We start from the raw sequence: 10,982 nt of genomic DNA on the forward strand, positions 1-10,982 counted from the left end.
CCCCGGGGCCTGGCCGGAACCTACAGAGGAGGTCCCGACATGGCGATCGTACGCTGGTACTCCCAGAGCGGCGGCTCCCGGCAGCCCGCCGCCCTCGAACCTGGCGAACTGGTGTGGGCCACCATCGTCAACGGCCTGGAGAACCCGTCTGCCACCGGCAAGACCAGACCCGTGGTCCTCGTTGAGCCCAGAGGCTCGCAGTGGAGGGTCATGGGCCTCACCACGAACCCTCGCTACCGCAACGGCGCACCTAGGATGGCCATCCCCGATCCCGGGGCCGTCGGCCTCAAACGCCAGGGGTGGCTCTGGGGCAACAGGCTCTGCTGGACGTCGACCCTCGATGTCGGCGACCACATCGGCTGGGTGGACGAGGATCTCGCCCTAAAGGTCGTAGAACTCGCTGGCCTTGACGGCCCGACTGCCCGGGATCTGCTCGGCGCAGCGCGCAAGCATCATGGGCTCTCGATTCCCCTCATTCCCCCGCTGGCGAAGGGGGGTGCCGGATGACCACCCCGGAACTGGCCGGCGTTCCGAGGCTCGCCCCCTCCGACCTGACGTTCCTGTGGGCGGAGTGCCCGAGGTGCTTCTGGCTGAAGGTCAAGGGGGTGCTGAAGCGACCTTCTGCCCCATTCCCCAAGATCTTCACGCGTCTGGATCACCAGACGAAGGACTACTTCTTCGGGAAGCGGACCGAGGAGATGGCCGAGGGCCTTCGTCCCGGGCGGGTGGCGTTCGGGGACCGGTGGGTCCGTTCCGGGCCCCTGGAGGTGCCCGGGCACCGCATCCCGGTGGTTCTCGCCGGCCGGATCGACACGGCGCTCTCCTTCGACGACGGCTCCTTTGCCATCGTCGACTTCAAGACCGCCGAGCCGAGGGACGAGCACGTCCCTTTCTACGGGCGCCAGCTTCACTGCTACGCGTTGGCGGCCGAGAACCCCGCCGCCGGGACGCTCAGGCTCCACCCAGTCAGCACGCTTGGGCTGCTCTGCATCGAACCCATCTCCATGGTGGGGCTGGAGGACGGCGTGGCCTACCGCGCTGAGTCTCACTTCCTGGAGGTTCCCCGGGACGACGACGCCTTCATGGCCTTCCTCTCCCAGGTCCTGTTCCTGCTGGAGCGGCCGGAGCCTCCCGACGCCGCCCCCGGCTGCTCCTTCTGCTCCTACCTCGCGGCCGGCTCGCTCGTCCTGCTGACCGGCCTGTACGAGCACTAGCCATGGCCTCTGAGCCCAGCGGCTTCGGCGGGTGCGAGTCACCCGGGGCGATGGTCCAGGCCGTGCTGGCCCATGCCGCGTCGACCGGTGAGCTTGCGGCCTCCACCATCGCCGAGTTCGCGGACGTCATGGGCCGCTTCACCCTGTTCATGGAGCGGGGCCTCGGGATCACGGAGGTCTCCATGATCGGCGAGGCCGAGGTGAGGGCGTTCGTGGGCTCCCGCCGGACCGACGGGGCCAAACCCAGCCTCTCGCTCTTGCACAACCGGCGCACCGTGTGCCGGTACCTGTTCAGGACGGGGCGGGCGCTCGGTTTGTGCTCCTCGAACCCGGCCGGCGCCCTCGAGCTTCCTCCCCGGCACCCCACGGGCCCTCGGCCCCTCACCAACGCCGAGGTCGAGCTCTGCCGGTCCCGCTCCTTGTTCCACCCGGCGGACCTGCGGCACCCGGTGGCGTGGGCCCTGGCCGAGGCCACCGCCCGGACCCCCGAGATCGGCCGGCTGCTGGTGGGAGACGTCGATGTGGGCGCCGGCCTCGTGCGCCTTCCCGGATCCGCCCGCTGCACTCCCCGCACAGTCTCGTTCACGGAGTGGGGCCTGATCCAGATCCGGCGGCGGCTCGGGAAGGGACGGCGCGGTGACGAAGATCCCCTCCTTCCCCTCCGGTCCCGAGGTGTGCCCAGGGCGTCCGCCTCCATGGCAGTGATCGAGGTCCTCCGAGCCGCCGGGCTGAAGGCCCCCGATGTCCGCCCCCTCTCGGTGATGGCCTGGAGGGGGAGGGCCGCCTACGACGCCGGCCAGTCCGTCGAGCAGGTCGCCCGTCTCCTGGGGATCCGGAGCCTGGACCGGACCGTTGCCGTGATCGGTACTGAGATCGACTGGGAGGTCCTCCGGTGAGGCGCCACGGGGGATCCCCCTCGGAGAAGGCTGAGCGAACCATCCCGCCTGCACTGCCGTTCCCGGGGGACATCGGTCGGGGCCCGGAAGTCCTCGAGAAATTTTCCCCGTCCGTAGTGCAAAGGCGTGGTCCATGTCGCGCCAAGCGGTGGAGGAACAGACATGTTCACACCGCTTGTGCACCACCCAACCGCATCAGATCTCGGAAAACACCAGCTCAGGGGCCCTGTGCCGGGTTCTCCCGTTCGGGGAGGGGCTCGGCCATGACCCGCCGGCCCGACCCCAACTTTGGGGTGTCGAACGACACCGGGGATGCCGCCGGTCCCCACACCGGGTTGACGGCGGCCGTGCAGGCCGTCCTGGCGAGCCTCGCCGGCACCACCACGATGCAGCTCGGCACGCTCCGGGGGCGAACCGTCAGGATCCTGAGCTTCGCCTCATTCGCCGGGGCCCACGGGATGCGCCACCTGGACCAGGTGACCCCGGAGGTGGCCAAGGGGTTCATCGAGTCCCGCCGGGCCTCGGGGGCGCCGGCGAGCCCTTCGGAGCGGCTGTCCCGGCTGTCCTCCCTTCGCCTGCTGTACCGGGTGGCTCGGGAGCTCCACCTGGCCACCTCGGACCCGACCCTCGACATCAAGCACACACCCGAAGGTCGAGTCTCTACCCGACCCCTCACCGACGCCGAGGTGGAGCGGGCTCGCTCTCACGCCGTCCGCCCCGGGGAGACCAGGCGTGCGGTGTGCTGGGCGCTCGCCGAGGCCGGCGCCCGGACCCCGGAGATCTCCCACCTCCGGCTCTCCGATCTGGACCTCGAGGCCGGGACCGTGAGCATCCACGGCGGGACCGTGAGCGAGCCCCGCACGGTCCGCCTCACACCTTGGGGCGTGGTCCAACTTCGCCGACGGGTTCGGTCTGTCACCGAGGCCGAGGGCCCGGATCCGATCCTGATGGGGGAAGGGCGGTGGGACGCTCCGGAGTCGGGACGAACCACGGCCAGCATGGTCATCGGCTCGACGTTGCGGGAGGCCGGCCTGTTCGGCCCCGATGTGAGCCCCCTGTCCATCCCGGCCTGGGCCGGGGCCAAGGCCATGGCGGACGGCGCGACCATCGACGCCGTGGCCCGGATGCTCGGCGTCCGGAGCCTTGACCAGGCCGCAGCGATCATCGGGTTCCAATGGCGCGAGGATGCAACGTGAGAGCCGTCCGGGCCCGCCTGTACAGGGAATCCGGTCCCCGGTTCCTCGGACGCACGCCTTCGGCTGTCCCCATCAAGGACGGCACCGCCTCCACGAGCGAGGTGCTGGACGCGGTGGTGCGGGAAGGGGCTTGGTTGCCCGCGGCGGAGGTCATACCGCCGAAACGCCAGGGCACTGTCGGTGCCCCCAGGACCTACCCGGAGTTCACGTGGACCCTGCTGGAAGAGCTTCTTTGGGTTATCGGTTCGGCATCGACAACGAAGCTGATGCGCGAACTGGGCCGGGGGGGCGTGTGGAGAACCATCCGCAAGAAGCTCCGTCGGCATTGGCCGGAGCTGCCGGAGCTCCCGCACGATCCTCCGGCCCGGCAGACGTTCGAGTACTACCTCGACCGCTACCTGGCCAACAGCGACGAGACCATGGAGCGCCGACTCCAGCGCCACGCCAAGGTGTCCACGCAACAGGCCATCGAGGCCGGCAACTTCGATCCGGCGGGGGGCGGATCGTCCACCCACCCCACGGTGGAGCGCACCGTCTACGGCGACGGCAAGGTCATCGACGCCCAGTACAAGTCGAAGCCCGGGACCACCCGGGTGAACCGGAAGACCGGGGAGGTCAGACCCGTCCGGTTCGATCCAGATGCCTGGTGGTACGCGGAGGGCGGCGGTGACCTAGTGTGGGGGATCAAGTTCGCGGTGCTCAGCACCCGCCGGGCGGAGGGACACTTCATCCTGGGGTTCGAGCACGTGGCCAAGGACCACGACGAGGCGAAGGCTGCCTTGACCATGCTCCGGCGGATCAAGCCCTACGCGCCGGGCGCCCAGGCCGTAGTGTGGGACATGATCCTGCGCGGTGCACACATCACCGTGATCATGACGGAGGTCGGGCTGGTGGCCGTGGTCGGGGTGCACGCGCAGGAGAACCCCGATGGCAAGAAGGGTCGGCAGGCCGGCACCTACGTCCCGAGGACCGAAGACCTCGACGACGTCGAGGTCACAATGCCCGACGGCACCGTGGAGGTCTTGCACCTCGCCGCCCACGACGGGTGGCTCTCCATCAAGGACATCACCGAGTCCGGCGAGCCCCACTACGAGCACCTGGTATGCACCCGGATCCAGCGTCACCAGGACAAGAAGGGGTTCCGGTTCTACGGGTACTTCAAGCTCCCGGCGGAGTACGGCGGCAAGGTGATCGTCATCCGGCTGTTCCAGAACGAGGACGACACCAGGCGTCGCATCAACCGGTCGGAGAACCTCCGGGCCATCCCGGAGGGATCCGAGGACTTCCGCCGGCTGCACGTCCTCCGACCCGACGCGGAGTCCGTCAACGCGATGATCGAGCGCGCGCTGGCCCCGGTGAACGGACGCGCCCCGGCCAAGGGGTGGCGCCGCCTGCTCGCCCTGCTCCTGGGCTGGGCCAGGATGGTGAACGCGGTCACGCTGGCCCGCTGCCGAGCGCGAGCCGGCCCCCGGGTGGCGGCGTAGCGGCCGCTGCCTCCACCAGCCCCCGCCCGGCTGATTCAGCGCGCCTTCTCTCCGCTCTCCCCGCCTGATCCGCCAGGGTTCGGGGCTCATCTAGCTCCGCTACACTCCAGGGACATCTAGGACGGGATGTCTGGAGGATTGTTGGCTGGGTTCCCGTCCTGTCCCGCTGGAGTAGCTCAGTCGGCAGAGCACCGCCATGGTAAGGCGGGGGTCGTGGGTTCGATTCCCACCTCCAGCTCGATCCGGGAGACGGCTCAGCCGCATCCCATGTCCCCGTGTTCGGTCGACGCCGGAGGTCTCTTGACGCCGGGCGGGCCTCCAGGCTGGAGTTGCCGCTGTGGCCGGCCGATATGGACGCAGTGAACCGACCGAGCCCAGCGAAGGGCGCCCGGTGATGGAGACCGAGGCGCTGGCGGCCGCCCAGGCCAGCGGGCCCGGCCCCGTCACCCGGCGGGCGGCCCGAAACGCCGCTGCCGTCGGCGCGGCCCAGCTCGCGGGCAAGGTGGCCAGCCTGGCCTACACCATCGCCGCGGTCCGGGTCCTGGGCGAGCGGCAGTTCGGCACGTTCGCCTACGCCATGTCCCTGTGCCTGCTGTTGGGGACCCTCCCAGAGTGGGGATTCGATCCGCTGCTCCTTCAGCGAGGGAGCCGGGAGCCCAGGTCCCTGTCGCGCTTCCTGTCGGAGACCCTGGTGTGGCGAACGGCCATCGCCGTGCCGGTGTTCGGCGCGGCGGCCATCGCCGCGCTGGTGACGCGCCACGACGCCACGTCGGCCACCGTGTTCCTGCTGATCCTGCTGGCCACGGCGTTCGACACCTACACGGACGCGGGCCTCGCGGCGGCGGCCGCCCTCCAGAAGCAGGTCTGGAGCAACATCTCGCTCACGATCGAGCGGTTCGTGATGGCTGGCCTGGCCATCGCCGCGCTGGCCCTGGGGTTCGGGCTGGTGGGCCTGGCGATCTCGTACCTGGTGGGCTCGGTGGTGGGTGGCCTCGGCGTGCTGGTGAGCGTCCGGCGGCTGGGGGTCTCCCTGGACTTCCGGTCGGTGAACCGGAAGGGGCTGGGGGCAACGGCCCGGATGTCGTTCGCCATCGGCCTGGACACGGTGGTCTCGCTGGCGCTGTTCCGTATCGACCAGGTCATCCTGGGGGCGCTGAAGGGCGACGCCGCCGTGGGCATCTACGCGGCCGCGTACCGGCTGCTGGAGACGGTCCTGTTCGTGTCGTGGGCGGTGGCCAAGGCCGTGTTCCCGGTGATGAGCGCCTCCACGTCCACGGAGACGTGGCGGGTTCGCCGGGGGGTGGAACAGGGCCTGGCCGCGGTGGGCCTGCTGTACATCCCGTTCGGGGTGGGTCTGTTGGTGGAGGCCGGCCCGGTGCTCCGCCTGCTGTACGGGAACGCCTTCGCTGTCCAGGGCGCCGGCGCGGCGAGGTGGCTCGCCCCCGCCCCGCTCCTGTTCGCGGCGGCGTACCTCGGCTCCTATGCGCTGCTGGCCCGGGAGCGGCGATGGCAGGTCGTGGCGACCTCGCTGCTCGCGCTGGTGGTGAACGTGGCCGCCAACCTCCTGCTGATCCCGGCCTTCTCCAGCTCCGGGGCGGCGGCGGCGACCACCATCTCGTACCTGGTCCAGACCATCGTGGTGCTGGCCGTGGTGGCTCCGGACGTGGGGATGCCGCGGCTGGGCCGAGGCCTGGCCGCCCCCGCCGTGGCGGCGGGGGCGATGGCCGCCGTGCTGGTGGTGCTCCGAGCGGGCCCGGCCGTGGAGATCCCACTGGGGGTCGCGGTGTACTTCGCGGCCTGGTATCCCCTGGCCCGGTGGTGGTCCCCCGAGCACCTCGCCGTCGTCGCTTCGTTCCTGCCCGCCCGGAGTCGCCGCACCCGGACGCCGGAGCCCACGCCCGGCTCCGGATCAGCTCCGTCCTAGCCGGATCCCTTGTCGAACCGCTCGATGCGGTGCTTGCTCTCGACGAGTGATCGGACCCGCTTCAGCCCCGTGGCCCGCCGCACCAGCCGGGCTGCCCCGTCACCCGACATCCGGTGCGTGGGCGTGAAGGGACGCCAGAAGCTTCCCAGAAGGGATCCCCCGGGCAGCAGCGAGGCCTCGATCCGACCGAGCAGCGTGCGCCACGTGGGGCGGTCCCAGTACTCCGCGACGTCCGCGCAGACCACCAGATCGAACGAGCCTTCCGAGAACTCCTCCGGTAGCGTCGCCCGCTCCACGCGCACCTGGGGGTGCCCGGCGAGCCGCTCGCGGGCCCGGGTCACGGCGGCCGCGGAGATGTCGAGCGCCACCAGCCGATCGCATCGAGGAGCCAGCATCTCGGTGAAGACCCCCACCGAGCATCCGAGCTCGAGCCCGCTGGAGAATCGGCGCTCGCCCAGGGCCGCCAGCATCAGGCCGTACCGGCGACGCTCGTAGGGGCTCGTCTCGTAGCCGTACGGGTCGACGCCGCGGTAGTAGTCGTCCCAGTCCTCGGGCCCCGACGACGGGGGATGGCCCCGGGCCGCGTGAAGCAGCCACCGGGGGTCCAGCCCCCGTCCCCGGTCCAGGAACTGTCGGATCGCGCTCATCGATCGTCGCTCCGCGACCGCGCCACGCGCTTGCGGAGGCCGTCCACCAGCAACCGCAGGTGCAGCCGGCCCCGGTTGATCTCCACCCGGGGGATCAGCGCCTTCGGGACAGGGTCACGGTAGGGCCGCACCGAGTCCCGCCGCACCCACGCCTCGCGGACCCCCTTGACCCACGCTCCCGGCATCCCCCGGTACACGCTCTCCATCAGGTCGTACGCCAGGTAGGCCGGGATCCGGCGGGCCGCCACCGAGGGCGGGAACCGGAGCCAGAAGTACCAGACGTTGTTCCGGATGCGGTACTGGAGGGCCAGCCGCGACCCCGCGCCGTGCCCGGCCGGCTTGAGGTGGTCGAACGCGGCCTCCGGGAAGTACCGGACGTCCCACCTTGCGGCCACCAGACGGGTGGACAGGTCCATCTCGGAGCACGTGAAGAAGTACGGCTCGAAGAACCCGCCCACCTCCAGGTACGCGCTGCGCCGGACCATGCAGCCGCCCTCGGCGAAGAAGTCGGCGGAAAGCCCCTCCGGCCCGATCGGCTCCGTGCGCCCCGCCCGGACGAACCAGTCGAAGGACCCCACCCCGTCGACCTCGGTCACCCGGCCCGCTCCGTCGACGTCTCGGACCAGGCCGCCGGCCGCCCCCAGGCGCGGGTTCTCTCCGAAGGCCCGAGCGAGCCGGTCCACGGCCCCCGGGAGCGGGTACGAGTCGTCGTCCAGCATGAGCAGGAGGTCGCCGGTGGCCTCCCGGGCCGCCAGGTTCCGGCCGGCGATGCCCGTGTTGCCTCCCGGCCGGAGCAGCCGGACCCCTTCCCGGCCCTCGGTCTGAGTGGCGGTGGCGCCGTCCGGCCCGTTGTCGACCACCAGCACCTCGTGCACCGGCTCCGCGCTCAGGCGTTCCAGGACCGAGCGCAGCATGTCGGCCCGATCGCCCATGGTCAGGATGACCGCGGAGACGCTGAGGTGGGTGTTCGAACCATCCATCCTTGAAGTCACGCCGGTGTATCGGCACCATGGCTGGGTCCATGAGCGAGCCGTCGAGGTGCTGAGACGTCCCGTCGTCCTTGTGTACCACGGCGTGGGCGACCTCGCCGACGCCGAGGCCGACGCAGACGCAGAGGACCCCAACCAGATGATCACATCGCCTTCGCACCTGGCGTCGCACGTCCGGCTGCTCCGGCGCCTGGGCTATCGGTTCGTGTCGGCGGAGCAGGCCCTGGACGCCTCGGGCCCGGGCGGCCCCCCGCCCGGCACCGCCGTCCTGACCTTCGACGACGGGTTCCGGGACTGGATCACGGACGCACTTCCCCTGCTGAAGCGACTGGGCGTCCCGGCCACGTTCTATCTGTGTCCGGGCTGGCTGGGCGGGCAGCATCCCGACGTGCCCGGTGAGCACGGGCGGCTCCTGGGCGGCGCGGAGGTCCGGGCCCTGGCGCGCGAGGGGATGGAGCTCGGCTCGCACGCCATGGCACACGAGGACCTCCGTGAGCTCGACGACGGGGCCCTTCGAGACAACCTCGCGGCGTCGAAAGCGGCCGTTGAGGAGATGACCGGCCGTCCGTGCCGGACCCTGGCCTACCCCTTCGGCCTGTTCGGGGAACGGGAGGCGCGCGCCGCCGCCGGTGCCGGGTACGAGCTGGCCTTCGGGTGGCAGCCGGGGCCCTGGGTGCCGCACGCGGCTCCGCGCCTCCCCGCCCCGCCCCGGCACGGCGCGGTGCGGCTCGCCGGAAAGCTCGTCGGGATCCGTCGGCGCCGACCCCTTGGCTGAGGGAAACGCACTGCGCCCCGGGTCGGTCGCCGCGGGGAGAACGAAGGTTTCCGGAGCCTACGAGGCGGTTTGGAACGCGGCCTTCACGAATGCATCCGCGGTGAGGTCGCCCAGCAGCTTGTGCCACGGGTGGTTCTCGTTGCGCTCGACCGCGGCGACCTTCTCGCGCATCAACGTGAGGACCTCGGGCTCCGTCTCGTCGTACACGTCGCCCTGGAGGAGCTTCAGCACGTCGAGGCGGTATCGAGGATCCCGGACGAAGGCCGTGAACAGGACGTTCAGGCGGTAGTAGACGCTGATGAAGTTGTACCAGTTCTTCACGCCCCGACCCATGGTGGCCTCGAACTCCCGGAAGCTCTCCCGGGACAGGTTCCCGCTCTCGAGCGCCGGGATGAGGTCCCAGCTGGCGAACCGGGCGCTGTTCAGGGCGATGCTGACCCCGGTGGAGAAGATGGGGTCCACGAACCGGGCCGCGTCGCCGATCAGGAGCAGGCGGTCGCCCGCGATCTGCTTCATCGCGTAGCTGTAGTCGCCCTCGTCGCGCAGGGGCCGAATCTGCTCGGACGCCCGCAGGCCGGACTGGAGCTCCGGCCGGCTGCCCAGCGTGTCCCAGAAGAACTTCTCCCGAGAGTCCTTGCTCGCCGCGAAGTTCTTCTTCTGGGTCACCACGCCCACGCTGGTGAGCTCCTCGCTGATCGGGATCTGCCACACCCAGGTGTTGGTCACGGGGAGGAAGTGGATGAAGATGTAGTTCCGCATCTCGGCGTCCGCGGCGAGGTTCATCCGGTCGTACCCACCGAACCAGGAGTGGATGGCGTACTGGTTGAACACGTCGTCCTTGATCCGCCACTTCATCTGGTTGCCGATGAGCGTCTTGCGGCCGGTCGCGTCGACCAGCATCCGGACGGTGGTCTCGGCGTCCCGGTTTCCCATGCCGTAGGTCAACCGGACCACGTCGGGGTCGGAGAAGTCGGCATGCTTCACCGAGACGCCCTCGTACACGTGCGCGCCGAGCTCGTTGGCGTGGTGCAGGAGCATGTTGTCGAACTGGCCCCGGTCGACGTGCCACGTGTAGATCTGGTCGACTCCTTCCTGCTCCCGTTCCTTGAACTGGAACGCCACCGAGCTGCTGGGCTCCAGCCCCTCCCAGTTGTGCGTGTAGTACTGGCGCTTGGTGGCGGCCGAGGTCCAGGCCGCGCCGTACTTCCTGGGGAACCCGCTCGCCTCCATCTTGTCCAGGAACCCGAGCTCGCGGAAGACGCGGGTGGAGGAAGGGACCAGGGACTCGCCCACGTGCCAGCGGGGGAAGATCATGCGCTCGAAGACCACGCAGTCGATCCCCGCCCTGGCCAGGTAGGCGGCCATGCTGGACCCGGCGGGGCCCCCGCCGATGATCCCCACCTCGAAATCAGGCTTGGAGCCCATCTGCCGACCTTACCGGCAGCTCGGAGGGCAGTCAAGACGCCGGATTCATGAATGCAAAGTCATACAAATGGAGGGAGCCGGATGGGGCGTTCGGGGCCGGCGCGCGACGTGGCGGGGGGGCGTGCCAGGCACCGGCGCCGATCGGTAGACTGAGCGGGCGGTTTCCCGCCTCTGCGAGACGCCACACGGCCGCGTTGTCCGGCGGGGTAGCTCAGTGGCAGAGCAAGCGGCTCATAATCGCTGTGTCGGCGGTTCGAATCCGCCCCCCGCTACCCTGGAGAACCGGGGCTCGTCCCCGGACAAAGAGGAGAGGACATGTCGAAGAAGAAGTTCGAGCGGACCAAGCCCCACGTGAACATCGGCACGATCGGGCACATCGACCACGGCAAGACCACCCTCACCGCGGCCATCACCAAGGTGCTGGCGGACAAG

11 protein-coding genes and 2 tRNA genes are annotated in these 10,982 nt (G+C 70.2%); 10 read left to right on the top strand and 3 right to left on the bottom strand.

Annotated features, from left to right (window positions below; all coding sequences use genetic code 11):
- From M3Q23_10635 to M3Q23_10665, 7 genes are all read left to right on the top strand, one after another.
- Window positions 1-507, top strand: a 507-nt coding sequence (locus M3Q23_10635; GenBank protein MDP9342524.1) for a hypothetical protein, incomplete at its 5' end; no start/stop codon positions are given.
- On the top strand, window positions 504-1,214 hold the full coding sequence (locus M3Q23_10640) for a PD-(D/E)XK nuclease family protein (protein MDP9342525.1): 711 nt from the start codon (window positions 504-506) through the stop codon (window positions 1,212-1,214). The genes M3Q23_10635 and M3Q23_10640, both read left to right, overlap by 4 nt.
- A 2-nt stretch (window positions 1,215-1,216) precedes the next feature.
- A complete protein-coding gene (locus M3Q23_10645) occupies window positions 1,217-2,110 on the top strand; it encodes a hypothetical protein (GenBank protein MDP9342526.1) in 894 nt (297 codons plus the stop codon).
- Window positions 2,111-2,373: 263 nt separating this feature from the next.
- The gene (locus M3Q23_10650; protein MDP9342527.1) at window positions 2,374-3,306 is read left to right on the top strand and encodes a site-specific integrase; all 933 of its coding nucleotides are present in this window, start codon (window positions 2,374-2,376) and stop codon (window positions 3,304-3,306) included.
- The gene (locus tag M3Q23_10655) at window positions 3,303-4,790 is read left to right on the top strand and encodes a hypothetical protein (GenBank protein MDP9342528.1); all 1,488 of its coding nucleotides are present in this window, start codon (window positions 3,303-3,305) and stop codon (window positions 4,788-4,790) included. The genes M3Q23_10650 and M3Q23_10655 overlap by 4 nt, the downstream gene beginning before the upstream one ends.
- Before the next feature lie 165 nt (window positions 4,791-4,955).
- Window positions 4,956-5,028, top strand: a tRNA-Thr gene (locus M3Q23_10660).
- Between the two features lie 156 nt (window positions 5,029-5,184).
- Window positions 5,185-6,714 carry an oligosaccharide flippase family protein gene (locus M3Q23_10665; GenBank protein MDP9342529.1) on the top strand — a complete coding sequence of 510 codons (1,530 nt, stop codon included), beginning with the start codon at window positions 5,185-5,187 and terminating at the stop codon, window positions 6,712-6,714.
- Here M3Q23_10665 and M3Q23_10670 read toward each other — a convergent pair.
- Window positions 6,711-7,361 carry a nodulation S family protein gene (locus tag M3Q23_10670; protein MDP9342530.1) on the bottom strand — a complete coding sequence of 217 codons (651 nt, stop codon included), beginning with the start codon at window positions 7,359-7,361 and terminating at the stop codon, window positions 6,711-6,713. The two genes, M3Q23_10665 and M3Q23_10670, sit on opposite strands and share 4 nt — an antisense overlap.
- Window positions 7,358-8,341, bottom strand: coding sequence for a glycosyltransferase family 2 protein (locus M3Q23_10675; protein ID MDP9342531.1), 984 nt, complete (start codon window positions 8,339-8,341; stop codon window positions 7,358-7,360). Before M3Q23_10675 ends, M3Q23_10670 begins: the two co-directional genes overlap by 4 nt.
- Before the next feature lie 58 nt (window positions 8,342-8,399).
- Here M3Q23_10675 and M3Q23_10680 point away from each other — a divergent pair, with 58 nt between their 5' ends.
- Complete coding sequence (locus M3Q23_10680; GenBank protein MDP9342532.1) at window positions 8,400-9,125, top strand: polysaccharide deacetylase family protein; 726 nt, start codon at window positions 8,400-8,402, stop codon at window positions 9,123-9,125.
- A gap of 57 nt (window positions 9,126-9,182) precedes the next feature.
- Here the strand turns inward: M3Q23_10680 and M3Q23_10685 are convergent, their stop codons facing one another.
- On the bottom strand, window positions 9,183-10,550 hold the full coding sequence (locus M3Q23_10685) for a tryptophan 7-halogenase (protein ID MDP9342533.1): 1,368 nt from the start codon (window positions 10,548-10,550) through the stop codon (window positions 9,183-9,185).
- 200 nt (window positions 10,551-10,750) lie between these two features.
- Between M3Q23_10685 and M3Q23_10690 the strand changes: the two genes are divergently transcribed.
- Both M3Q23_10690 and M3Q23_10695 read left to right on the top strand, forming a co-directional pair.
- Window positions 10,751-10,822 (top strand) — tRNA-Met (locus M3Q23_10690).
- Between the two features lie 43 nt (window positions 10,823-10,865).
- A partial coding sequence (locus M3Q23_10695; protein MDP9342534.1) for a GTP-binding protein occupies window positions 10,866-10,982 on the top strand: 117 nt, incomplete at its 3' end.

The sequence above is a fragment of the Actinomycetota bacterium genome (assembly GCA_030774015.1).
GTDB lineage: Bacteria > Actinomycetota > UBA4738 > UBA4738 > JACQTL01 > JALYLZ01.